Here is a 23,361-nt window from a genome sequence, read left to right as displayed (position 1 = left end):
TACCACTTTTACCTATGATTAGACCGCCTTTTTGGCGGTTTTTTTATTTCTAACAGTAGGTCGAATTAAATTAATTACGTAACCCAACTTTATTAGGTTAAAATGATAAATACATCTTTTAATTGCCGTTTGATTTGAAGAACTTTGCATCCAAATCCCCGGGATATTAAAAATCAAGTTTTGGAAGAGAATAGTACGCATCAGGAAGTTTTAAATCAGGCAGAAGTTAAACCTGTTCAAATCCAAAGTTCTTCAAACCGGATTCGTTTAGCGGTTTCATTGTTTTATTTCGGCCAAGGCATCGCATTTGCTTCCTGGGCCAGTAGAATTCCTGATATTAAACACAGCTTAAATTTATCAGATGGCGAACTTGGTAGTATTTTGTTGGCGCTTCCGTTGGGGCAATTGGTTACTATGCCAATTTCAGGTGGGTTAGTTACTAAATATGGCAGTAAAGCTATTCTTACCATCACGGCTCCGTTGTATGTTTTGGCCTTAAGTAATTTGGGGCTGGCTACCGCTTCCTGGCATTTAGCCGCGTTTCTGTTTCTCTTTGGTATAATAGGAAATATGTGCAACATTGCCGTGAATACGCAAGGTTCAGAAGCGGAAAAATTATTCGGTCGACCTATTATGACATCTTTTCACGGCGCCTGGAGTATTGCAGGTTTCACAGGTGCATTGGTTGGTTTATTAATGGTTAATCTCCATATCGTTCCTTATCATCACTTTTGGATTATTGTCGCTTTAATTTTTATAAACGTATTTTTCAATTATAAACACTTGGTTCCTGGCAAAGGAACCAGAACTGAACGAAAAGGAAAGCTTTTTGTAAAGCCTGAGGGCGTTCTTTTACAGTTGGGCATTATTGGTTTTTGTAGCATGGCAACGGAAGGCGCAATGTTCGATTGGAGCGGGGTTTATTTCAAGGAAATTGTTAAAGCACCTTCTTCTTTAGTGATTTTAGGTTACGCTTCTTTTATGGTCATGATGGCCACCGGAAGGTTTGTAGGTGATCGAATTATTGCTAGCCTGGGAAGAAAAAAAACCATTCAAATTAGTGGTTTGATTATATCTTCCGGAATGTTTCTTTCTGTTTTTCTGCCTTATATTATTCCAGCGACTATCGGTTTTATGTTGGTCGGTATAGGTGTATCGAGTATCGTTCCTACAGTTTACAGCGTTGCCGGCAAAAATGGAAAGATGTCGGCAGGTATGGCTATCGCTATGGTTTCTAGTGTGAGTTACTTAGGCTTTTTAATGGGGCCGCCGCTCATTGGTTATATTTCAGCATTATCCAGCCTTCAATACTCTTATGCCGTAATTGGGCTGTTTGGATTATTGGTGAGCTTTTTGGTAACCAAGATAAAAGCTATTGAGTAGGGGATTTTCCTGCACGATCTTTTTGAATACCTGAGCTTTCTTTTTTAATCAAGCCGTGCTCCTTCAACGTAGCGATCGCCAATTCAATCAACCTTAGGTTTTCATACTGATGGCCATGTTGCACTTCTACATTAATATAAGGAATATTGTTCTGCATGGCATATACTGAAAGTGATCCATCATTTTCGGCAAATTTCGATTGCAGAATTACGTTTACATTTGCTTTTTTCAAGCTTGTAAATAATCTTGGTTCAGTTACGTAAAGTAAATCATCGCCATCCATTTCAAAATTTATAAATACAGAATCAGCGGTGCTTGATAAATCGTAACCAGGCAAATAAGAAGAAATGCCAAAACCGCCATCAGCATTATTGTGTAATGTTAAAATGTAGCCAGTTGATTTTGGATCGTAGAAATCAACAATTTGTTTGCCTGCATCCAGAATTAGTTTTTCTACCTCGTTAGAGCTAAAATAATCTTTTTTAAGTCTGCTATTTACACCCCGTTGTGTATAAATTGCATTTGGATCTATTCGGTATTGATCGTCCATGTGAGTGAAAACATAATCACGTACGCCACCGTACTGGCTATCGATTAGCTCTCCACCACTCCAGCGGATATAATCAAAACCAGCCTTTACGCCGGTATCTTCATTATCATGAACCACTAAAAACCTTACGCCATTGGGTTTGTATGAGTATTTAACTAAATTGATATTTAGATCAGCAATCTTGATAAATGATGAATCTGTGGTCATCGCTGGAAAAACAGGGGGATGTTGAGCCTTTGCTAACAGTGAAGCGATGATTAAAATGAGAGTTGAAGCAATTTTAAACATATCACTAATATACAACGTTGCATAATATTTTGTTTGCAAGTGGCGTATTTCTAAAACAGATTGCAAAAAAAAAGGTCGCCTTTGGGAGGCGACCTGATTGATTGTTAATGTGGATGAATTAATATTTTAATGACCGTGATCTAAGTCATATTCATTTACGTCTTTGTGATCGTAAGGCTCAACCATTAAATCCTCAATAGTTTGACCCTTTTTATCATAACCAAATTTGTGCAACATATTGTCGAAAATTTGATACATCACTGGTACAACGACCAATGTTAAGAAGAGCGAACTTGTTAAACCACCGATAATAACCCAAGCCAAACCGTTTTTCCAATCGGCACCAGCACCACTGGCCAACGCGATAGGCAACATACCAATTACCATGGCAATGGTTGTCATCAAAATCGGGCGTAAACGGGCATGGTTAGCTAAAATAAGAGCTTCGTGAGTAGACTTTCCTTGTGCTTTCATTTGGTTGGTGAAATCGACGAGGATAATCGCATTTTTTGCCACCAAACCCATCAGCATAATGAAACCTAAAATAGTGAAGATACCCAATGCATTATTGGTTAATGCCAGGGCAAGCAAGGCACCAATTAAGGCAAGAGGTAACGAGAACATTACTACCAACGGATAAACAAAACTATCGTATAAGGCTACCATGATTAGATAAACCAATACAATCGCTGCAAGTAAGGCGATACCTAAAGTACCAAATCCTTCACTTTGGTTTTCTTGGTCACCGGCCCAATAGAAACTAATTCCAGCTGGTTTTTTCAATTTATCCAGTTCAGTCTGGAAATTGGTAACAACTGTACCTGTTGGCACACCAACTGTTTGAGCTTTTACGGTTACTGAAGTAGATTTATTTAAACGCTCCAATAAACTTGGACCAGAACCTTCTTTAATATCGGCAAACTGAGAAAGCTTGATTTGTTGCCCGGCTTGGTTGGTGAAAATCAAATTACGAACATCATCAATATCTTTTCTGTCGAAATCCTGATATTGAATGTTTATATCGTACTCATATTCTCCCTGACGGAATTTTCCATCAGTATTACCAGCAAAAGCAGTTTGCATCGTTGCACCTACTGTTTGCAGCGTAAGGCCCAAGGCCGACATTTTATCGCGATCAACCTTTACGTTAATCTCTGGTGTTCCTTTTTCTACAGATAATTTAGTTTGTGTAGCTCCAGGAATTTTTGCAAGAACATTTTGTGCCTTTTGTGCAAATGCTAAAACGCTATCCAGTTCAGAACCCATCACTACCAATTGGATTGGTGCATCATCGGCAGTTCCCAAAATACCAATCGGAACGGTTTTGATTTTGGCACCCACCAATACTTTCTCTAATTCGCGGGTGTAGGTAGTGGAAATGATATCCGAAGAAACATTTCCTCTCTCTTCTTTTTCCTTTAATTTTACGTTGATTTCCGATTTATAAGCCGTAGACTGACTTGCACCCATGCCTTCACTCGATTGACCAACCGTAGCAATGGTTTGAATTACATCTTTCTGTTTGCTTAAATAATCCTCAGCTTTTTGCGTATAGAAGTTGGTTTGTTCCAAAGAAACATCTTTAGGCATTTCTATTTGTAATAAGAATTCACCTTTATCTGATTTAGGGAAAAACTCAAAACCAATATATCCACCTGCCAATAAACCGCATGATGAGATAAACATTACAAACATAATTATTAATGTGAGTGCCTTATGACCTAAAGTCCATATTAATAGGTTTGTAATCCACTGGGTAAACTTGCGCAATTGTTTTTCAAACCAGAGGATAAATTTCCCGAAGATATTTTTTCCTTCAATACGTTCTAATTTACCAAAACGAGAGAAAATTAATGGTACGATAGTAAATGATGCTACCAACGAAAGCAATGTTGAAATGATTACCACCACACAAAACTGACGTAAAATGTTAGCCACCATACCGGTACTCACTGCAATTGGGAAGAACACTACCACAATTACGAAGGTGATGGAAACTACGGTAAAACCAATTTCACGGGTTGCATCAGAAGCTGCTCTGACCCTGTTTTTGCCCATCTCCATGTGGCGCTGAATGTTCTCCAAAACCACAATCGCATCATCGACCAGGATCCCTACCACGAGTGATAGACCCAGTAGCGACATTAAGTTTAAGGTATAGCCAAATAAAGCAATACCGATAAATGTTGCAATTAGCGATGCAGGAATCGAAATCATTACGATTACGGCGTTACGAAGACTGTGTAAGAAGAAAAGCATTACGATTGCTACCAACACAACAGCCAGCATTAAATCGTGGATTACCGCATCGGCCGATTCTAGCGTATAGACCGAACTATCGTTTACGATTTTAATATCTAAACCAACATTTTTGTAATCGGCTTTAAGTTTTTCGATGGTTTGCTTTGTACCCTCACTTACCGTTACAGCGTTGGCATCACTTTGTTTAATAATTTGAACCGCAATAGAGTTTGCTCTATTAATACGGGCAATTTTTTCAGTTTCTTTTTGCGTATCCTGAACGTCGGCTATATCACCTAAGCGAATTTGCGCGCCGTCTTTACTGGTACTCACCACTAGGTTACGCATGTCTTCTACACTGGCGTATTTACCAGATAAACGTACTAAAATGTCTTGCGCTCTTGTTTTAACACTTCCGGTAGGGAAATCTAAGTTAGAAGATAAGATAGCTTGCTGAATTGCAGGAACTGATAAACCGTAACCTTGCAGTTTTTTTGCGTCCATTGCTACTTTAATTTCACGCTCAGAACCACCAATTAAATTTACCTGTGCCACACCTGGTACACGCGAAATAATTGGTGCAATACGTTTGTCCATCAAATCGTAGAACGAAATATCGTCCATGTTGCCTGATGCAGACATCGTGATTACCGGAAAGTCATCCAAAGAGAACTTACTTAAAGATGGTTGTTTTACATCGTCCGGTAAATCGGCTAAAATCGCATTTACCTTTCTTTGTGCATCATTTAAGGCAATATCTATCTCTGCTTTATCGGTAAGAGTAATAATTACTACAGATAAACTCTCATAAGAGTTGGCGTTGATTTTTTTGATGTTTTCCATTGAGGAAACCGCATCCTCAATTTTTTTGGTAACGGTACTTTCTACCTCATTAGGTGAAGCACCAGGGTAGATGGTTGAGATAGATACTACGTTAGAAGAGAACTTTGGTAAAAGTTCGTATCCCAGCGAGAAATAACTCAATAAACCCATCAGCGTTAGTGCGGTAAATACCACAATAACCAATGAAGGTCTTTTTATTGATATGTCAGTGATTTTCATTTTTCTTGGTATTGCGTTTGGCTTACAGCGATTAGCGCTGGCCGGTTTTAGCGCCCAGCGTTTAAGCCCGGAGCTTTTTACTTTTTACTTTCGATGTTTTACTTAATAACCGTAACTGGTGTGCCCTCGTTCAAGTTAATTTGGCCACTGGTAATTACCGTTTCACCTTCTTTTAAGCCATCTATCACCTCTACGTTTTCACCCAAAATACGCCCTGAAACTACTTTACGAGTTTGAGCTGTATTTTTAGCTTTATCTAAAATATATACTTCATTGCTACTTACGCTACCTACGAAAGCTGTACGCGGTACCAAAATAGCTGGCGCTTGTTTAGGGAATTTAAAAACCGCTGAACCATACATGCCGGCTCTTAAGCTATTTTTAACATTGTTTGTTACTTCAACTTCGATAGGAAAGTTTAAAGTTTCATCAGCTTTAGCAGCAATGAAAGTTACTTTACCTGTAAATTTATCCTGTGGAAAGACAGAAGATTGAATTTGAACTGCATCGCCAATTTTTAAGTTAGCCACCTGGCTTTCATTAACGTTTACTTTCAACTTTAACTTTGAAACATCTACGAGTTCAAATAATTGAGTTCCTGGTGCTACAACAGCGCCAACTTCGATCATTTTTTTGTTTACAATACCGTTAATCGATGATCTAATGTTAGCATCATTTAACTTACGTTGTTGTTGCTGTAAACGAATTTTAGCATTCTGAGCAGTTAAACGTGCCTGATCTACCTGTTGTTGAGTAACACCACCTGTTTTGAAAGAGCTTTCATAACGTTGTAAGTCTTTCTGAGCGTTTTGATAAGTAGCTTCGGCGGTTTCTCTATCCGTATTTAAAATCTCAGCATCAATTCTAGCCAATACTGTTCCTTTGCTTACACGGCTACCTTCTTCTACAAAAATTTTGCTTACACGACCAGAGTTTTCAGCCATAAAGTTTAATTCTTGATTAGCAGCGAAAGTACCATTCACCGTAAAATCCAGGTTAATTTCTTTACGCTCAACTGTAGCGGTTTTAACAGCAACAGCGCCGCTGCCCTTCGCGATAAATGCTGTGGTTTCTTCTGCCTTTTTCTTGTTGTTTGTTAAAACATAAGCAATTGCGCCAAGGGCAACAATAACTACAACAATGATGATAATTATTCTTTTCATTTTTATTGTACTAGCGATTTAATATTTCCGTTTGATTTTATTAATTGTATTTCGGCTATTTTATAGTTTAATAAAGCCTGGGTATAACTGTTTTGAGATGATGTAAGTGAATTTTCTGTGTCCAATAAATCAGTTAAAGAAGCCAACCCGTTGTTATAGTTATTTTGAGTACTTTTGTAAATTTCTTGAGCCAACTCCACGTTTTTACGTTGTGAGTTAATGGTATTCAAGTTATTGCGAAGTTGAATTTTAGCATTTTCGTAAGCCAGGTTCAATGAGTTTACCGATTCCTTTCTGTCTTCTTTTGCTTTTAAAATCTCAACATTTGCCTGGCGAACTTTTGAACGCGTTAAAAAACCGTTAAAAATTGGAACACGTAAAGTCAAACCTATCGCCGATGCACCGTAGCCAATAGCTGCAGCATTCGAGCTCAAAAAATCAAATCCATCACTCTGACTGGAATAAGTGTAGTTGCCTGTTAACGCCAACGAAGGATAATATTCTGCCAGATAAGCTTTACGCTGTAAGCTAAGTAGTTTATCCTGGGTGTTGAGCAATTTAACCTCTGTTCTGTTTGCCAAATCAACTGAATCAGTAAAAACCGGCAATTGTGTAACCTGTGTTAACTCGGTTACCGGCAATTGGATAGGTGTGCTTACTGGCATCCCCATCGAAAATTTAAGCTGATTTTCCAATTGAACAATCGCGTTAACCACTTGCTCTCTTTGAGTATTTAAGTTGGTTAAATTTACACTGATCCGATCTACATCAATTTTTCGTGCCAACCCATTTTTAAACTGGTTGGAGATTACTTTCTCAACTGTTTTAACATTTTTGATGTTGGTATCTAATACATTTAATTGTTGTCTGTTCACCAAAACCTGATAATAGTTATTGGCAACCAATTCAATTATCTGTTCTTCGGTTAACTGTGAGGTGAGGTTGTAATACTCTTCGCTGGAACGAGCCGCTTGCAAGCCTGTAAAAACCTGTTGGTTAAACAATTGTTGCGAAAGTTGTACGCCAGCATTAGAATTCCAGTTTTGTCCTAACTTTATAGCTTGTGCCTGACCACCGAAATCGGCAACTAATTGCCCAATGATTGGGTTGTAAGTTAAGCCAGCAGTACCAGTAAGTTGAGGTAAAGCCTGTGCCCTTACTTCTTGTACTTTATATCGTCCACCTTCAATGTCGAGTTTCGCTTTGCGAACACGGGCATTGTTTTGAAGCGCATAGGTTAGCGCATCTTTTAAGGTAACTTGCTGTTGTGCAGTTACCAGTTCAGGTAAAGCCATGCCTATTAACAGGATGAGCATTAATTTTACCATTTTTACTCTAAGCATAATATATTGATTTTGTTTTTTGGGTTCTTATTTTTAGTATCGAGTAATTATTATAAAGTGTCAATACGTAATTCCAGTTTTTCATACTTGGCAATCGAAATATTTGTTCTTTGCTCCTTACTCTACACTCGTTGTTCTTTACTCCTTATTCTTTTAGCACTTCAATCCTTTTGTGAAAATTGACGAAAGATCTTTCTGCTTTTGACTCATCTTATTTAATGCTTTCTTATCAGGGAAAATATCTTTAGCCGTTTCCATTACACACATGGTGGTTAAACCCATCAAGCTTTCTAAGTATAGCTCTGCAATATGAGCTACGTCTTCATGGTCTATTTCACCTTTTTCTTTTGCACTACCGAAAACCTTTGCGAAAAATTCTTTTTCAATATCTTTTAATTCATTCAGCTTGGTTTTAATCGATTCATCGTTTAATAAATCTGGAACACCCTCCGCAATTTTTAACATGTAATATTTTTGGAAAAAGGTATTTCTAACATCTATTGTATTTACCAGTATGGTCTCTAATCCCAGTTCGGGATTGTACTTTTTTTGTATGGCCTCAAAAAATTCGTTAAAAATCTTCTCAATCACACCAAGAATCAAGTGTTTCTTATCAGGGAAATAATAATAAAGAGAGGGTTTGGAAACCGAAAGGTCATCAGCAATATCGTTCATAGTGGTTTTTCCAATACCGAAATGACTAAATCTTTTTATAGCACCCTCAATAATCTGTTCTCTCTTTTTATCAGCTACAACCATTTTACTTTTCTACTTTCTGACTTTTTTAATATTTTAGTCAAAAATAGATCAATATTTTTAAATGTTAATCATTTGATTAAAAATTGAATAATATGTTACAATGTTATGACACTTAAAAGTGTTTTTAAATGATTTATTGGATAATTTGCAATTCTTAGCTAAGCTTTAGAATGACTGTATTGTTAAGCATCTTGATAGTAATCTGTACCATCGTTGTAATGGAATGTGTTTCGTGGTGCATCCATAAATATCTCTTTCACGGTCCGCTATGGTTTGTGCATAAAAGTCATCACCAAAAATCACACTCATTTTTCGAATGGAACGATTTATTTGCCTTGCTTTTTGCGGGCCTGTCACTTTACTTAATGTTTATTGATAAAGATGTTTTTGGCTATCGTTTCTTTATTGGATTAGGAATTAGTGTGTACGGCGTAATCTATTTTATCATCCACGATTGGTTTGTACATAGAAGATTTAAAACGTTTAAGAGTGATAATGGCTATCTAAAAGCAGTAAGAAAAGCGCATAAAATTCATCACAAAAATCAAGGCAAAGAAAAAAGCAGAGCCTTTGGGCTACTGTTTGTGAGGAAGGGGCTATTAAATAGCTGATAAATTTTGGCAAGGTGCTTGTTTCCAACTTGTAAACTTCTTTTATGAAAAATATATTCCGCCTCTTTGCAATTTCAATACTAATATTTTCCTGTACAAAAAAAACAGATAAAGATCGAGCCATAGATTTGGTTGAATCAAAATATGAAAACGCTGAACAGAAACTTGATTTTAAAAATGCAAAGCTAGATAGCCTTTACAATATCTCGCCAAAAGCTTACGCTGATAGCCTAAGTAAAGGCCATCAATTAGATTCCACATTGGCAGTTTTGGAAACTGAGATTGAGCATTTACCTCAAGCCGAGTCAGATAGCGTGGGTTTAGTAAGCGCAGCGCTGACAAAACAACGTTATCGGTTGCTCGAATTGGCAAAAAATAAACCAAAGTTTCTAGGCTGGACGCTATCGCGTGTAAAAATCGAAGGTTTAAACAGAGAAAGCATCAGTTTCAATTTTGATAAAGCGATCACTCAGATCGTGGAGTAAAAAAATCTGCTTTTAATCCATTTTAAAATTTCATCCCTTTTTATTTTACTTTTGTGGCAAATACAAATTAGATATGCTTCACATTCAAGAAAATATTTCGCTTAAGCCATACAACTCTTTCAGTATCGATGTTAAGGCAGACTATTTTGCGGAGATTTTTTCTGAAGCAGATTTAAAAGCCTTATTCGAGAACGAGCTTAGTAAATTGCAGAAATTATTAATCATAGGTGGTGGGAGCAATGTGCTTTTCACGCAAGATTATCTGGGTTTAGTGATCAAGATCAGCATTAAAGGAATCGAATCAAAAGCCGATGGCGATAATATATTCGTTACTGCTGGTGCTGGCGAAGTATGGAACGATTTTGTAAACTATTGCATAGAAAAAAACTTTGCAGGAGTAGAGAACCTAAGCTTAATTCCTGGAACGGTTGGCGCTTCGCCCATTCAGAATATTGGCGCTTATGGGGTAGAACTTAAGGATGTTTTTGAAAGTTGTACCGCATTCGAAATCAAAACCGGCGAAATCAAAACCTTTAATTTCAGTGATTGCCATTTCGGTTATCGCGAAAGTATTTTCAAGGCGGAGTTAAAAGGTCAGTTTATTATTACCTCAGTAACTTTCCGCTTATCTGCACAACCAAAAATAAATACCTCTTATGGCGCTATCAAGGTTGAGCTTCAAAAGAGGGCGATAGAAAATCCAACCATTGCCGATGTGTCTTCAGCGGTTTCACATATTCGGGTTAGTAAACTTCCCGATCCGTCTACGATTGGCAATGCCGGTAGCTTTTTTAAAAACCCGGTAATTGAGAAGTATGAATTTGCCGATGTGGTGGCCAGACATCCGGATGTGGTGCACTATCCAACACCCGATAACAAAATCAAACTTGCTGCGGGCTGGTTGATAGAGCAATGTGGCTGGAGAGGCAAAGTAGTTGGCCAAACCGGCACCTGGAAAAATCAGGCCCTGGTATTGGTTAATCATGGAAATGCAACAGGTTCGGAAGTGTATAATTTTTCTGAACAAATAATAGACAGTGTAAAGTCTACTTTTGGAGTCACTCTGGAAAGAGAAGTAAATATTCTGTGACGGAAGCAACCTTTAGCACGGTTTTGCTGTTTTAGTTCCGTGCCAAAAAAACTTGGTATTAAGTTTGTTTAGTAAAAAACAATGAACATCAATTCATTTGTTTTAAATCTTACCTAAAGCTAAATATCATGACAAAATTTGAATTCAATCATCTGGTTAACCATCACTCAGTTTCACTTAGATCTTATGCTTTAAATTTTACCAAAGATGCCGAAGATGCAAATGATCTTGTTCAAGATACGATGCTCAAAGCTATCACTTACTACAACAAGTTTAAAGAAGGAACAAATTTAAAAGGATGGTTGTTTACGATCATGAAAAATACTTTCATTAACAACTATCGTCGTTTAGTAAAAACAAATACTTTAATTACACAAAGTGAAGATATTTCTTCGGCTAACCTTTCTTATAGCGCAACCAAAAACCAGGCAGAAAGTAAATTCGTACTTGGTGATATTGATAAAGCACTTGCTCAATTACCAGAAGAATATTACGTTCCTTTCATTCGTTATTTCGAAGGTTACAAATACCACGAAATTGCCGATATGTTGCAGATTCCGATTGGTACTGTAAAAACCCGTATTCACGTGGCGAGAGGAATTTTGAAAAAATATTTAAAAACGTATTCTAAAAATATTGCTATTGCAGAAATGGCATAACTGATATTTTTCTGAAAAGAATTACAAGTCTCACCGAAAGCTGAGACTTTTTTTGTCCAGTTTTTTGGAGCGCAACAATTAGAACTCTTTTGTAAGTGAGTCCCCGCTTTCCGTACAAGTCCTCGCTTTTTCCACTACACCGTCACAAGCACAGCTCTGAGCTTCTCTTACAACAGGGGTTAATGTTTAAAATGAATTGCTATTGGCAGGAGTTGCAGACGTTAAAAGTGTAGAAATTATTGCTGTTCGAACGATTTTTTGTAAAAGCAAAAGGCCCGGAAAATATCCAGGCCTTATTGCTTATCATATATTTGGTTAGTTGATTCTTATGTTTGCTTTCAACAATTTGCCTTCTCTCTCTATTCGAAACAAATGCAAACCTCAAACAATATTGCGTTTAAAAGGTTATTTGCAGTGTTTTTGTTTTGTGGATATAAAGATAAGGGAAATTTTAAGTTTGTCAAGCTTTTTTTAACTTTTTTATTATTTCTTTTGCTGCCACTTGGCCAGATATGATCGCAGGTGGCACTCCAGGGCCTGGAACCGTCAATTGCCCGGTGTATAACATGTTTGTTACTTTGCTCTTCATTTTAGGTTTTAAAAATGCTGTTTGTTTCAAAGTGTTTGCTAAGCCATAAGCGTTGCCTTTAAATGCGTGGTAATCTTCAACAAAATCATTCATGGCATAACTTCGCTTAAACAAGATGTTTTCTTTGATGTCATTACCTGTTAAAACCTTAAATCGTTCTAACAATAAATTAAAATACTCCTCACGCTTATTGTCACTGTCTTCCAGGTCGGGTGCAATGGGGATAAGGAAAAATAGATTCTCAAAGTCAGTAGGAGCAACGCTTGCATCAGTTATCGAAGGACAACAAGCATAAAACAAAGGTTTTGCGGGCCATTTTGGTTTCGTATAAATTTCTTCAGCATGTGCATCAAAATCCTCATCGAAAAATAAATTATGGTGAAGGATATTGTTTAATTTCTTATTTAAGCCAATATAAAAAAGCAGGCAAGAAGGAGCCATTGTTCTCGATTGCCAATATTTTTCATCATAGTTGCGATAAGCCTTGTCCAATAATTTTTGATCTATATGATGATAATCAGCGTTGCCAACTACAAAATCAGTAGTAAAGTTGCCTTGATTGGTTAAAAGTTCCTTTGCAATTCCATTCTCTACGCTAATTTTATTTACTTCGGTATTGAACAGGAATTTCACACCTTGTTGCTCCGCTATGCTTTGCATTGCTTCAACAATTTTATGCATGCCACCAATTGGATACCAGGTACCCAAAACTAAATCAGCGTAGTTCATTAAACTATACAATGCTGGAGTGTTTTGTGGAGTAGCACCTAAAAATAGTACAGGAAACTCCAGAAGCTTCCGAAGCTGCTCATTTTTAAAAAGCTGATGCACGTGTTTGCGCATATTACCTAAAAGCTGCAGTTTAATCCCGCTAATTGCCAAACGCGGATCAAAATATTCCATCACACTGTGTGAAGGTTTGAATACATATTCATTCATTCCTACATCATATTTGTACTTGGCCTGTGCTAAAAAAGAATCGAGGTTTTTAGAACTCCCAGGTTCGAATTTTTCAAAAAGCTCATATAACTCTTCAAGAGTAGCAGGTACATCTATAGTTTCTTCTTTGCCAAAATAGATGCGGTAAGATGGATTCAGCCTTTTAAGCTCATAGAAATCGTCAGTTTTCTTGCCGAATATTTGATAGAAATTTTCAAAAACGTCAGGCATCCAGTACCAGCTAGGCCCCATGTCAAATAAGAAACCATCTTTACTCCAGGTTCTGGCTCGGCCCCCGGCCATTTCATTTTTTTCAATAACAGTAACATCGCAACCATCTTTAGCCAATAATGCTGCGGCAGATATTCCTGCGAAACCGGCACCGATCACGGTTACCTTTGGTTTTTTATCCATGGTGTAAATAAAGCGATTTTTAATGATTTTGTTTTGATCAGCATGCTTTTCCCTTGTCGATAGTCAACAAAAATACGAAAGTATAAAACCATTCGCTTTTCTTACCTTTGCTTATACATGATAAAACTGCGATTTTTTTTTCTAACCTGTTTTGCATTGATAAACGTTGCAAAAGCACAGCTTTCTCCAAAAGAGATTGCAGTTTTAAAAACCGATTTGGTTAAAGCAGTAGAGAATGAAGCATTAACGGATTCGCTGTTTAAAAAACTCAACCGGTTACCGAATAAAACCGCGTTAACCGTTGCCTATGCGGGTACTTTAGAAGCGTTGAAAGCTAAACATACCTGGAACCCCTATAATAAAATTAAATATGTTAAAGGTTCTCTGAAAACCATGCAAAAAGCAGTAAATATGGACAAAGAAAATCTGGAAATCCGTTTTATGCGCTTTTCGATTGAGCACTTCACCCCAGGCTTTTTAGGGCTTAGTAAAAATCTAAACACCGATAGGAAAGAAATTGTTAAGCATTACCAGAATCGTAATTTTGGTGTTGCAGACGACGCCTTAATAAAAAATGTAGCCCGGTTTATGATTGATAGTAAGCGTTGTACCGCCGAAGAAGTTAAAACATTACAGAAATACATATAATGAATTACGTTTACCTACTCATCAATATCGGAGTAATTTTATTTCCCCTTGCCTTGTCTTTTGATAAAAAGGTTCATTTCTATAGCAAATGGAAATTTATCATACCCGCTATCCTCATTACCGGGGTTGTTTTTTTAATCTGGGATCTGTTGTTTGTGAAGCTTGATGTTTGGTCTTTCAATCCAGATTACCTCTTGGGTATTTATTTATGGGGCCTGCCACTGGAAGAAATATTGTTCTTTCTCACCGTTCCTTACGCCTGCGTATTTATCTACGAATGCCTTAACGCGTATTTTCCTAATAACAACCTGCAAAAATATAGTTTGGCGGTAAGCCATGCCGTGTTGGGTATCTGCTTTGCATTTTTATTTTTCGGTTACACCAAATGGTATACGTTAATCAATTTCGGTTTTCTATTCGTTTTATTGTTCGCAGTAGAGTACGTCAACCAAAAATATAGGTTCATGTTCAAATTTTATCGGGCCTATTTAGTTGCGCTGATCCCTTTTTATATTGTGAACGGTTTTTTAACATCCATCCCGGTGGTGATTTATAATAACAATGAAAATTTAAATTTCCGCGTTGGCACTATTCCTTTTGAAGATCATTTTTATTTAATGGGTTTGTTGTTAATGAACATTTATTTATACGAGCGATTTAAAAGTAAAGCCTTACGAACGGGATGATACGTTTAGGAAATGAGATTTTTTGCATCTTGGGTCAGATCGCCCGCCATACGCTATAGCTCCGGGAAGGCCGGAGGCTGACGCTTTTGTCGGGTTAAAAAACAAGGGCTTGTGCAAGAACAAAACTACAGACAAACTCGAAATGTACACAAATTGATGGAGCTGCCGATTTATACTAAACAACAATTAGCGTTAAGGAACGGGCAAGATAAGCCGCAGATTTGGGTTGCATACAAAGGTTTGATTTACGACATGACTGACAGCCGGTTATGGCGAAACGGTAAACATTACGAGCATTGGGCTGGGCAAGATTTAACCGACGAATTACCTGATGCACCACATACCGATGCCGTTTTCGAAAAATTTACTCCTATTGGAAAAGTTGGCTAAATTAAAATTCAGTATTTCTTCACACTTTAAAGTTAGCTTTGGTTAAATAACCAAACAAATGCCCCCAAAGTCGACTATTTTTAAAAAAATAAATACCTTATTTCAATACCGCTATGGACCCATACTAATATCCCTTATTATGCTTTGCGCTGCTTCACTACTGACGAGACTTGTCCTTTTAGTAGCTTCCGCGGCATCTTTTGAGTGGACCGCACTCAATCTGATAAAAGTGTTTGTAATTGGCCTACTCTACGATTTGGCTGCCGGATCTTATGCAATTATTCCGTTGGTGCTTTATTTATGGCTATTTCCATCTCGCTGGTATAGCAAAGGGTTGAATCGCGTATTGCTGATCAGCTATTTTTTTATTGTGGTGACAACACTGTTTTTCAATGCCATTTCGGAATGGTTATTTTGGGAAGAATTTTCTGTGCGTTATAACTTTATTGCCGTTGATTATTTGGTATACACTACCGAAGTGATCGGAAACATCAGGCAATCGTATCCAATAAACACCATCGTCGCTGTACTTTTAATTCTATCTTTAGCCTTAACCTATCTTTTAAGAACAAAAATATGGGCTTCGACAAATGTTCCAATGCGTTTTGCAAAGCGTTCGAAATTTCTCCTTTTATTTTTGATAGCGCCACTTTCTGCTTATTTTCTAGTTAGTCATAATTGGAAAAATCAAAGTCGTAATCAATATGTTAATGAACTTTCGGGAAATGGCATGTATGAGTTTGGGTTTGCTTTCTGGCATAATCAATTAGACTACAATACTTTTTACAAAACAGTTTCTATTAAAAAGGCGTTAAACATTATTGGGAAAGACCTGGCATTTATACCAGTAAGTACAAGAGAGCTTAATACGTCGAGAGCTATAAGATCTTTTTCCCCAGAAAAAAAGATGAATGTGGTTTTAATCAGCGTAGAAAGCTTAAGCGCCGAGTTTCTAGGCTGTTTTGGCAATACGCAAAGCATTACACCAAATCTCGATTCGATAGCCAAACATGGACTTCTATTCACCAATCTTTATGCTTCCGGCACACGAACGGTACGTGGCTTAGAGGCATTATCACTTTGTATTCCACCAACTCCCGGGCAATCTATTATCAAACGGCCAAATAATAAAAATCTTTTCACACTTGGAAGTCTATTTAAATCGCAGGGCTATAGCAGCAGGTTTATTTATGGAGGTTATGGTTATTTTGATAACATGAATGAGTTTTTCTCTCAGGACGGTTATGAGGTTTCTGATAGAAATGCGTTGCGTAAAGAAGAAATTCACTATGAAAATACCTGGGGCGTAGCCGATGAAGATTTATTTACGCTTTCAATGCACGAATTGGACAAAGATTGTAGGAGCGGAAAACATTTCTTTGCACACATTATGACCGTTTCAAACCATCGGCCATATACGTATCCAAGCGGAAGAATAGATATTCCATCACATACAGGAAGAGAAGGTGCAGTTAAATATACAGATTATGCAATCGGGAAATTTATCAACGAGGCAAAACTTAAACCCTGGTTCAAAAATACGTTATTTGTGATTGTTGCAGATCATTGTGCATCAAGTGCGGGCAAGGTAGAGCTTCCGGTAGATAAATATCATATCCCGATGATCATGTTCTCTCCGGCGATTATTAAACCTGGTAAGTTTGAGAAATTGACGGCTCAAATTGATATTGGTCCGTCCATCCTTGGCTTATTAAACTTCAACTATCACAGCAAATTTTTCGGGCAGGATGTTTTCAAAATGAAAGATGATCAACAAAGAGCGTTTATAAGTACATATCAGAGTTTAGGTTACATCAAAAATAATAGGCTTGTAATTTTAGATCCCAATAAAAAAGTAACCACATTTATTCCTGATTTTAGAACTGGAAATGCTATATCTATTCCTTCAGAAAACTGGTTGACAGAAGAAGCAATTGCAAATTATCAACTTGCGGCCTATCTATATTCTAACCATGGATATCAGTTTAGTGGAAGTAAAGAATAGTTCTACCATAATTGCAAAAACTACCCCTGGCAGATTGGTTTGTGTAATTTCAGATCTTATGATGTTATCAGTGGATATGCAAATGAGGCCAAAAAGGCTCAATTCCATTCAGGGTACATGTTCTCCATTTCAAAAAAATCTTCAAAACAATTTTGGTAAATGCTACAATACCGAATACTCAACGAAAGTAAAAGCTACCAAACCTCGATCTGAACAAGAGAAGGCTGATTGATATCAAAACCGACAGCCTTATGGTTTTACGAAACGATATAATCAACAATTGCTTGCGAATGTATTTTTGTAGTATCAAACATGGGGATGTCAAAGTCGTCCTGATTGATAAGCATAGGGATTTCTGTACACCCTAATATGATACATTCAGCGCCACTGTCTACAAGTTCTTTTATAATAGAGATGTAATTGATTTTTGTTTCCGGATTGATAAAACCTATCCCTAACTCTTCTTTTAAGGTTCGTTGAATGTAATCTCTGGTTTCCTGCTTTTTAGGTATGAGAACCTCCAGTCCATACGTTTCTAGTTTGTCTCTGTAGAAGTTCATTTCCATTGTGAAACTTTGTAGCCAATAGGCCTACTTTTTTGTACCCAGTTTTATTAATCGCTTTTGCAGTTTCTTCTCCAACGTGGATGATAGGCAGTCCGATTGTATCCTGAAGTTTATCTGCAAAAAGATGGGCCGTATTTGCACATAAAACAATACTTTCCACCCCGGTATTTTTTAAGCTTTTGCAGGCACCTATTAATAATTCATAAGAATTATCCCAGCCTGCGGATTGAATGTCGCCAAAATTCAAGGAATAGATGATGCATTTTGCAAAGTTCAAGCGGCCAAGCCTGGCATTTACCCCCTCGTTAATGAGTTTGTAATAATCCATTGTTGATACCCAGCTTATTCCGCCAACCAGTCCTATTTTTTTCATAGAAATATTTATTGCCAATATTAACTTATTTCAAGCGCCTTCAACAGCCGCTTGATTATTAGAATTTCTAAAACAAGAAAGCCTCACCGGGCATGGTAAGGCTTGTTCTTGATATTGGCTCCCTCTGCTGGGCTCGAACCAGCGACCCTCTGATTAACAGTCGGACACTACCCATTTCTAACAATATGTTTATCAATTAGTTACAAGCCTTCAAAGAAATCCCGTAATGTATTTGTAACGGTTTTTATTTTGTTAATTAAAGATATAGCTTTTTATTGAGCAATAAAAGTAACTATCCATAGCTTATATCTCTATCGAAGTATTGATCTTTAGTTTTGCACTCAGGTCATGGAAATAACTTGGTGACCATATTTCAAGTACCCTCGGGTCCTTTATAAATCTAGATATGTCGGCTTTGACAAAGTCCATTTTAACATTTTCAATCTTTTCGCTCAACAATTTCCTGAACTCCTCTTCGCTTATGGTCTCTTTTTTCCAGTCACCGCTATCGGTGGCCCTTAGCAGGAAATGGTTAAGATTGAGGGGATATCCTTTTTTGATGTACCATTCCATATCATACCAGTCCCGCCCCTTTACATTTGTGCCCCACTTGCGGAAAAGCAGCGCATGCATCTTTCCGGCAAAAAGGTCGGGGAGCGACAGGCACTTTACGTAAAACGAAAAAGGCTTGACCAATAATTTTTCTTCGGTAGAGAAACCCAATGGCGGTTCTTTATCCACTTCTATCTTGATCTTGATACTGGCCACTTCCTTGAGACCATTTTGTGGGATGACGCCTTCAAGCACAAGTTCCCTCCAAATAGTTTCCGACTTTAGAAAGGCAGAGTTGATATTACTCTTAACCGTCTTCTGTTTTTCTGAAATAGATACCTGCATTCCAAGGGCGGCGAATTCGTTTATGATGGCCTCCTGGTATTTCTCAAGTGAAAAATCTGGGTCAACGGCAAGCAGCGAAAAATCCATGTCCTCTGAAAAGCGGTCTAGCCCGTAGAATATCCTGAGGGCAGTTCCGCCATAGAATGCCGCCTTTTCAAAAAAACCTGCACGGTTAAGTCCCGCCAGAGTAATCTCCTGCATGATTTCCCTCAATGCATCTTTGGCTTCCTCCCTGTTTGCGGGATGATAGCTTTCAAGCCATTCCTTTATCATATTTTTTCGATCATTTTGATTAACATTTCTAGGCTTTCCCTTTTGGGTGCATTTTCAAGCCAGCTTGACATCGCATTCAGGTCAAACTTAGCGAGATCGCCCTCCTCCATTCTCAGATTTCCAAAAACATAATCGCTTGCAGAAGACTGGCTTCTTAATGTTATGCCCGCTGTTGTAGCTATTTTATCGCATAGTGCCTTTTCTGGTATTGCCATTATGGCTTGCTGGTCTTTAGACAGTTTCACGGTAGCAAGACCGAATGCATAAAAAGGCAGTGGCAGGTTGGTATAGGTATATAGTCCTATGCTGGTCTGAAATTTTCTCGATGCTTTTGTGGTCATTGAAGTGACCGCAAAGACCTTCTCTGGAATTAGTCCGTAATGCGCGAGCGCACTTTCCATTGAAAGGTAGCTTGGTCCGAGAATATGGTTGGCGAGCAGTGGGCTTTCAGGTCGTTCGGTTCCAAGGGATCGACCAGCTATATAAAGTCCTTTTTTTATAGGTTCGATCAGACCATCTGCTTTTAAAGATAATATTTTATCGTTTGGTCGTTTATAGTCCTTCAAAAGGCCTGCCAGGAGCTGGTGGGTTAGTGGTTGGTTAGATAGCGCTCTTAGTGCTGTTCGAATATCCATTGTAAAATATCAGTAAGATAAACGATTTAATTTCGTTTATCTTATGGTAAAACTACATAAAATATTTAAGTATGCAAAATATTAACAAGATAAACGATTATAATTCGTTTATCTTGTGTTTTTTCCACAACTATACTGAATTAAAAGGTAGAAGATTAGATGTTGTCTACTTGGAAATTTTAGCCTTCACAATTACATCAATTCGGTTAGATAGATATGATTGTCCAAACTCTTTTGATGTAGCAGATGGACAAACCAAGTTATTTGATCCCATTCTACTACTTTTATAGTTTTTTGCAATTTGGCTGGGAATTAAGGTGTTGTACTGAAATTATTTTTGACGAGATGGGGTCAGCACACTCTGGTTTATCCACCCAGACATCGGAACAGCCGCATTGATCAAAGACCGGTCTAAAGACATTTACATAGCAAGGGAACTGCTGAACAATGAAAAAAAGAAACTGCCGAACCGACATTTATGAACGTACTGGATTTTAAAAAACACATGAACTACGGCAGGGCGATTAACCAGCTCAGCAGCCTAAAAGGTATATTGGAGCAACTGGAAAATGTTGAAGCTAACCCAAAGCATAAGAAAGCAGAAATCCTACCATTTACTTACCAGACTGATTAAGATAAACCCATGACGATCCCGCAAGTTTTAAGAATACTTACTGAACAGCATGGATTGCGCAGGAAAGACCTACAGGATATTTTAAAGGTGAACAGCGCTACGATGCATAAACTATTGTTGGGACAAAAAGAACTGAGCATGATTATGGGGATCCGATTACTGGACCATTTTAAGCTTTCGTTAAAGGATTTTTCTGATATGCTCAGTCACCGGGAACTGAACCGCCCCGAGATCGGTAGCATCGTTTTCAAGGAAAAACAGGAACTGAGAAAAGCTTACCGCACTGAGCCAAGAAAACTGACCCGGGAAGCCATAGAGAAAATGAAAGGACTGGATTTAGCAGCGGCACTGATGGAGAAGATCCAAAAGACGAATGGCTACTCACCATGACAAAAGAAATAGGTTTAGAGGGTCTGCCCTCTGCAAATAAGAAATTACCGGATGCTCATACACTCCGGTAATAATTCCGGGTTGGTTCCCCGGGTTTTTCCATTACAACCCAAAAGGTTGAAGAATGAATAGGTTAGTACTATCGGCGGATCGGATGATCCGCCGTAGTGTTTTAAAACGATTAACAGTTAAACCCAAACTCAATTATGGAATATTACGATGTCAATGAAGCCGAGAAATACATAAAGAAACATTATGCGATGGCCAAAAAGACCTTGGCGGATTGCGGCAAACCTGATGCAACAGATAAAGAGATCAGGGATTTGCTGCATTTTCTAAAAATGATGGCAGAGATCACCGTTGATCAATTCCTCAAAGATGAAGCCTTAAAAGACCGGCTAAAAGAAGAATCAAAAGGTTTCCTTACGGAAAAGGATTATGGCTTGCCTTGTTGTATTTGCCATGCCAGCCGATTAGACTTTGACCGCTGGTACGACTCAAACGGCATAAAATGTATCAATTGCCAGAAAGCAATCGAAAGTGGTCTGATTCCCGCAATAGTCGCCACCGATTCCGATACCTATTATTCCGACAATGACCTTGCTACCTACTTCAAACTCCATGGAAAACTACTCACAGAATGGATCAACGCCAAATTGTTAAAACCCAGGATCATTCGTAATTTTAAAAACAACAGGCATTTCAGGCTGTTCCTGCTCCAGGATAATTTTTATTTTCTGCCAGCGAAATCTTACCTCCACAAGGCAGCAGAAGACAGCGACCTGCATTGGTCACTATGCGTTAATGCTTTTGAATATTTGAAGGACTTCGAAATAATTAATTACCTCAGGCCAGTTTCTGTCCCGGAAGAACCACCAGTACTGGAGGAACCACAAATCACGGAACAATTACCTGAGTATTGTCAGCCTTGCTCATTCCCCCTTGGAAGCAGCAAGGTTAAAAAAAGAAAGGCGAGAAGGAAATCAGGAGGTTAAATTAAAGTCGACCTGTTTGAGCTTCCTAAATCTCTTCGCCCTCCAGCCATCGCTGCCGGTCTGTAGGAATATCAATCTGAACCGTTTTCCTGACCAGGTTGATGACATTCCTGATCGCATTGGAATCAATCATTTTAATGGTTTCAATTTCATGTTCAGCAAGCTGCAGTTCAGAGTCTGATCCATTGAAATTATCTTTCAGAATGTCTAATGCATGAAGCTGGACAAATGGCACTAGGGTATATTCCAGTAGGTTCCGAGCTGCTGATAGTACCTTTTGCACATAAGGTAATATATTCACCATTTGTTTTAGACGCTCTTCAGCATCACTGGTCAGGTGGATCACTCCGAGTAAGCAGATGCTTTGCAGGTTCCTTCTTTCCTGTTCACCGAATGTATTGGCCCGGCTTCCGAGTTCAGCTGTCGTAATTTTTCCATCCAGAATTTTTTGGGAAAGTTCGGTTACCAGGTCAAAAAGTAATTTGTCTGAAGCAGTCTGTTCAAATGCAGTCAGCATTTTGAAGTAGGCAGCACGCATCCTGTTTTTCTCAAATTGCCCGGTTTTAAAAGCTGTCAGCAATTTTACAAACAGCGGAACAGTAGCAAATGTCGTGGCCATGCCTTCCGCTTCAGCCCATATATTTCTTTAGCAATGGTTTGGCCTCATCAACAATTTTTATGCTTATAAAGGCATTATCCTTCCGTTTGCCTTTCGTTTTCGACCGGTTGTATTCAAGCCTTCCACTAGTGATATTCGATTCATCTATTTGAAATAGGTCTACAGCATTTACGCCACACATATAAAATGAAAGCATAAATAAATCTCTAGCTAGTTCTGCTCTGCTGCCAGATTTTAGATTGCAATCCCTAATATCCTTAACCGTACTTACCTGAGTGTTTCTCTTTTTCGTTTCAGGCGCATCTACAATTTTAAACTCATCAAAAGGATAATGCTCTATTCTTACTATCCCTAGACTTTTCTTATTGTATCTTTTCCGGGCATGATTAAAAAGCCCACGCAAATCACGCATATAATTGTGTACGCTGGAATCTGCCAAAGCTTTTTGCACAGTAGTGACTGGATCATGAAATTGGTTTAATCTTTTAATAACCCGTTCCGTTCGGAGAAACCTTTCCCAGTCGTAAAGCATGTCTAAATTTATCTCGTCAACCAGTACTTTCTCCCTTCTGAAAAAATCAACTATGCTATTCTTAACTGTATTAAAGTTGGCTGCACTCTTATCTTTTTTTCCGTCTTTAAGCTCTTTAATATATTCATTACAGAATTTAATG

The 23,361-nt window shown here is 38.0% G+C and carries 22 protein-coding genes and 1 pseudogene; 12 read left to right on the top strand and 11 right to left on the bottom strand.

All coding sequences use genetic code 11. The features are described from left to right. Nucleotides 1-180 precede the first annotated feature (180 nt). Nucleotides 181-1,383, top strand: a complete 1,203-nt coding sequence (locus tag OQZ33_RS12275; RefSeq protein WP_265799315.1) for an MFS transporter — start codon at nucleotides 181-183, stop codon at nucleotides 1,381-1,383. On the opposite strand, the gene OQZ33_RS12270 is transcribed toward OQZ33_RS12275, so the two are convergent. The 5 genes from OQZ33_RS12270 to OQZ33_RS12250 form a co-directional block, all read right to left on the bottom strand. Next, entirely contained in the window at nucleotides 1,373-2,221 is an 849-nt protein-coding gene (locus tag OQZ33_RS12270; protein ID WP_265799314.1) for a hypothetical protein, read from the bottom strand. The genes OQZ33_RS12275 and OQZ33_RS12270 overlap by 11 nt on opposite strands. A 126-nt stretch (nucleotides 2,222-2,347) precedes the next feature. Beyond that, a complete protein-coding gene (locus OQZ33_RS12265; protein WP_265799313.1) occupies nucleotides 2,348-5,524 on the bottom strand; it encodes an efflux RND transporter permease subunit in 3,177 nt (1,058 codons plus the stop codon). Nucleotides 5,525-5,622: 98 nt separating this feature from the next. After that, nucleotides 5,623-6,687 carry an efflux RND transporter periplasmic adaptor subunit gene (locus tag OQZ33_RS12260; RefSeq protein ID WP_056850936.1) on the bottom strand — a complete coding sequence of 355 codons (1,065 nt, stop codon included), beginning with the start codon at nucleotides 6,685-6,687 and terminating at the stop codon, nucleotides 5,623-5,625. Between the two features lie 2 nt (nucleotides 6,688-6,689). Next, nucleotides 6,690-8,030, bottom strand: a complete 1,341-nt coding sequence (locus tag OQZ33_RS12255; protein WP_265799312.1) for a TolC family protein — start codon at nucleotides 8,028-8,030, stop codon at nucleotides 6,690-6,692. Nucleotides 8,031-8,183: 153 nt separating this feature from the next. Next, complete coding sequence (locus OQZ33_RS12250) at nucleotides 8,184-8,789, bottom strand: TetR/AcrR family transcriptional regulator (protein WP_265799311.1); 606 nt, start codon at nucleotides 8,787-8,789, stop codon at nucleotides 8,184-8,186. A gap of 170 nt (nucleotides 8,790-8,959) precedes the next feature. On the opposite strand from OQZ33_RS12250, the gene OQZ33_RS12245 reads away from it, so the two are divergent. The 4 genes from OQZ33_RS12245 (at nucleotide 8,960) to OQZ33_RS12230 (ending at nucleotide 11,634) form a co-directional block, all read left to right on the top strand. Then, entirely contained in the window at nucleotides 8,960-9,400 is a 441-nt protein-coding gene (locus OQZ33_RS12245) for a sterol desaturase family protein (RefSeq protein ID WP_265799310.1), read from the top strand. Nucleotides 9,401-9,444: 44 nt separating this feature from the next. Further along, nucleotides 9,445-9,885, top strand: coding sequence for a hypothetical protein (locus OQZ33_RS12240; RefSeq protein WP_265799309.1), 441 nt, complete (start codon nucleotides 9,445-9,447; stop codon nucleotides 9,883-9,885). Nucleotides 9,886-9,958: 73 nt separating this feature from the next. Further along, nucleotides 9,959-10,975 carry a UDP-N-acetylmuramate dehydrogenase gene (murB, locus tag OQZ33_RS12235; RefSeq protein ID WP_265799308.1) on the top strand — a complete coding sequence of 339 codons (1,017 nt, stop codon included), beginning with the start codon at nucleotides 9,959-9,961 and terminating at the stop codon, nucleotides 10,973-10,975. Between the two features lie 128 nt (nucleotides 10,976-11,103). After that, nucleotides 11,104-11,634, top strand: a complete 531-nt coding sequence (locus tag OQZ33_RS12230; protein ID WP_265799307.1) for an RNA polymerase sigma factor — start codon at nucleotides 11,104-11,106, stop codon at nucleotides 11,632-11,634. A 460-nt stretch (nucleotides 11,635-12,094) separates the two neighbouring features. Here OQZ33_RS12230 and OQZ33_RS12225 read toward each other — a convergent pair whose 3' ends face one another. Continuing rightward, on the bottom strand, nucleotides 12,095-13,576 hold the full coding sequence (locus OQZ33_RS12225; protein WP_265799306.1) for a phytoene desaturase family protein: 1,482 nt from the start codon (nucleotides 13,574-13,576) through the stop codon (nucleotides 12,095-12,097). A 156-nt stretch (nucleotides 13,577-13,732) separates the two neighbouring features. Between OQZ33_RS12225 and OQZ33_RS12220 the strand changes: the two genes are divergently transcribed. The 4 genes from OQZ33_RS12220 (at nucleotide 13,733) to OQZ33_RS12205 (ending at nucleotide 17,305) form a co-directional block, all read left to right on the top strand. Beyond that, nucleotides 13,733-14,224 (top strand): hypothetical protein, encoded by a 492-nt coding sequence (locus tag OQZ33_RS12220; protein ID WP_265799305.1) that lies wholly within the window; start codon nucleotides 13,733-13,735, stop codon nucleotides 14,222-14,224. Next, nucleotides 14,224-14,910 (top strand): lycopene cyclase domain-containing protein, encoded by a 687-nt coding sequence (locus OQZ33_RS12215; protein WP_265799304.1) that lies wholly within the window; start codon nucleotides 14,224-14,226, stop codon nucleotides 14,908-14,910. Before OQZ33_RS12220 ends, OQZ33_RS12215 begins: the two co-directional genes overlap by 1 nt. A gap of 156 nt (nucleotides 14,911-15,066) precedes the next feature. Continuing rightward, nucleotides 15,067-15,300: a cytochrome b5 domain-containing protein gene (locus OQZ33_RS12210; RefSeq protein ID WP_265799475.1), complete on the top strand. Its 234-nt coding sequence runs from the start codon at nucleotides 15,067-15,069 to the stop codon at nucleotides 15,298-15,300. A 58-nt stretch (nucleotides 15,301-15,358) separates the two neighbouring features. Continuing rightward, complete coding sequence (locus tag OQZ33_RS12205; protein WP_265799303.1) at nucleotides 15,359-17,305, top strand: LTA synthase family protein; 1,947 nt, start codon at nucleotides 15,359-15,361, stop codon at nucleotides 17,303-17,305. A gap of 257 nt (nucleotides 17,306-17,562) precedes the next feature. Here the strand turns inward: OQZ33_RS12205 and OQZ33_RS24220 are convergent. The 3 genes and pseudogenes from OQZ33_RS24220 to OQZ33_RS12185 form a co-directional block, all read right to left on the bottom strand. Continuing rightward, a pseudogene (locus OQZ33_RS24220) lies at nucleotides 17,563-18,199 on the bottom strand (aspartate/glutamate racemase family protein). A gap of 348 nt (nucleotides 18,200-18,547) precedes the next feature. Then, the gene (locus OQZ33_RS12190) at nucleotides 18,548-19,414 is read right to left on the bottom strand and encodes a nucleotidyl transferase AbiEii/AbiGii toxin family protein (protein WP_265799300.1); all 867 of its coding nucleotides are present in this window, start codon (nucleotides 19,412-19,414) and stop codon (nucleotides 18,548-18,550) included. Further along, a complete protein-coding gene (locus OQZ33_RS12185; RefSeq protein WP_265799299.1) occupies nucleotides 19,411-20,049 on the bottom strand; it encodes a type IV toxin-antitoxin system AbiEi family antitoxin domain-containing protein in 639 nt (212 codons plus the stop codon). Before OQZ33_RS12185 ends, OQZ33_RS12190 begins: the two co-directional genes overlap by 4 nt. A 478-nt stretch (nucleotides 20,050-20,527) precedes the next feature. On the opposite strand from OQZ33_RS12185, the gene OQZ33_RS12180 reads away from it, so the two are divergent. The 3 genes from OQZ33_RS12180 (at nucleotide 20,528) to OQZ33_RS12170 (ending at nucleotide 22,068) form a co-directional block, all read left to right on the top strand. Beyond that, nucleotides 20,528-20,683, top strand: coding sequence for a hypothetical protein (locus tag OQZ33_RS12180; protein ID WP_265799298.1), 156 nt, complete (start codon nucleotides 20,528-20,530; stop codon nucleotides 20,681-20,683). 9 nt (nucleotides 20,684-20,692) lie between these two features. Continuing rightward, complete coding sequence (locus tag OQZ33_RS12175) at nucleotides 20,693-21,073, top strand: hypothetical protein (protein ID WP_265799297.1); 381 nt, start codon at nucleotides 20,693-20,695, stop codon at nucleotides 21,071-21,073. Nucleotides 21,074-21,279: 206 nt separating this feature from the next. After that, a complete protein-coding gene (locus tag OQZ33_RS12170; RefSeq protein ID WP_265799296.1) occupies nucleotides 21,280-22,068 on the top strand; it encodes a hypothetical protein in 789 nt (262 codons plus the stop codon). A gap of 25 nt (nucleotides 22,069-22,093) precedes the next feature. Here the strand turns inward: OQZ33_RS12170 and OQZ33_RS12165 are convergent, their stop codons facing one another. Together OQZ33_RS12165 and OQZ33_RS12160 are read right to left on the bottom strand one after the other, a co-directional pair. Continuing rightward, the gene (locus OQZ33_RS12165) at nucleotides 22,094-22,687 is read right to left on the bottom strand and encodes a hypothetical protein (protein WP_265799295.1); all 594 of its coding nucleotides are present in this window, start codon (nucleotides 22,685-22,687) and stop codon (nucleotides 22,094-22,096) included. A gap of 10 nt (nucleotides 22,688-22,697) precedes the next feature. Further along, nucleotides 22,698-23,361: phage integrase SAM-like domain-containing protein (locus OQZ33_RS12160; protein WP_265799294.1), on the bottom strand; the 664-nt coding region annotated here is incomplete at its 5' end.

It is taken from the genome of Pedobacter sp. MC2016-05, from assembly GCF_026239735.1.
GTDB lineage: Bacteria > Bacteroidota > Bacteroidia > Sphingobacteriales > Sphingobacteriaceae > Pedobacter.
This window is presented reverse-complemented; position numbering and strand designations above follow the sequence as displayed.

What these genes read in the sequence shown, in the direction of transcription:
- OQZ33_RS12270 (WP_265799314.1), bottom strand. Translation starts at nt 2,221, where the DNA reads ATGTTTAAAATTGCTTCAACTCTCATTTTAATCATCGCTTCACTGTTA.
- OQZ33_RS12265 (WP_265799313.1), bottom strand. Translation starts at nt 5,524, where the DNA reads ATGAAAATCACTGACATATCAATAAAAAGACCTTCATTGGTTATTGTG.
- OQZ33_RS12260 (WP_056850936.1), bottom strand. Translation starts at nt 6,687, where the DNA reads ATGAAAAGAATAATTATCATCATTGTTGTAGTTATTGTTGCCCTTGGC.
- OQZ33_RS12255 (WP_265799312.1), bottom strand. Translation starts at nt 8,030, where the DNA reads ATGCTTAGAGTAAAAATGGTAAAATTAATGCTCATCCTGTTAATAGGC.
- OQZ33_RS12250 (WP_265799311.1), bottom strand. Translation starts at nt 8,789, where the DNA reads ATGGTTGTAGCTGATAAAAAGAGAGAACAGATTATTGAGGGTGCTATA.
- OQZ33_RS12245 (WP_265799310.1), top strand. Translation starts at nt 8,960, where the DNA reads ATGACTGTATTGTTAAGCATCTTGATAGTAATCTGTACCATCGTTGTA.
- OQZ33_RS12240 (WP_265799309.1), top strand. Translation starts at nt 9,445, where the DNA reads ATGAAAAATATATTCCGCCTCTTTGCAATTTCAATACTAATATTTTCC.
- murB (WP_265799308.1), top strand. Translation starts at nt 9,959, where the DNA reads ATGCTTCACATTCAAGAAAATATTTCGCTTAAGCCATACAACTCTTTC.
- OQZ33_RS12230 (WP_265799307.1), top strand. Translation starts at nt 11,104, where the DNA reads ATGACAAAATTTGAATTCAATCATCTGGTTAACCATCACTCAGTTTCA.
- OQZ33_RS12225 (WP_265799306.1), bottom strand. Translation starts at nt 13,576, where the DNA reads ATGGATAAAAAACCAAAGGTAACCGTGATCGGTGCCGGTTTCGCAGGA.
- OQZ33_RS12215 (WP_265799304.1), top strand. Translation starts at nt 14,224, where the DNA reads ATGAATTACGTTTACCTACTCATCAATATCGGAGTAATTTTATTTCCC.
- OQZ33_RS12210 (WP_265799475.1), top strand. Translation starts at nt 15,067, where the DNA reads ATGGAGCTGCCGATTTATACTAAACAACAATTAGCGTTAAGGAACGGG.
- OQZ33_RS12205 (WP_265799303.1), top strand. Translation starts at nt 15,359, where the DNA reads ATGCCCCCAAAGTCGACTATTTTTAAAAAAATAAATACCTTATTTCAA.
- OQZ33_RS12190 (WP_265799300.1), bottom strand. Translation starts at nt 19,414, where the DNA reads ATGATAAAGGAATGGCTTGAAAGCTATCATCCCGCAAACAGGGAGGAA.
- OQZ33_RS12185 (WP_265799299.1), bottom strand. Translation starts at nt 20,049, where the DNA reads ATGGATATTCGAACAGCACTAAGAGCGCTATCTAACCAACCACTAACC.
- OQZ33_RS12180 (WP_265799298.1), top strand. Translation starts at nt 20,528, where the DNA reads ATGAACGTACTGGATTTTAAAAAACACATGAACTACGGCAGGGCGATT.
- OQZ33_RS12175 (WP_265799297.1), top strand. Translation starts at nt 20,693, where the DNA reads ATGACGATCCCGCAAGTTTTAAGAATACTTACTGAACAGCATGGATTG.
- OQZ33_RS12170 (WP_265799296.1), top strand. Translation starts at nt 21,280, where the DNA reads ATGGAATATTACGATGTCAATGAAGCCGAGAAATACATAAAGAAACAT.
- OQZ33_RS12165 (WP_265799295.1), bottom strand. Translation starts at nt 22,687, where the DNA reads ATGGCCACGACATTTGCTACTGTTCCGCTGTTTGTAAAATTGCTGACA.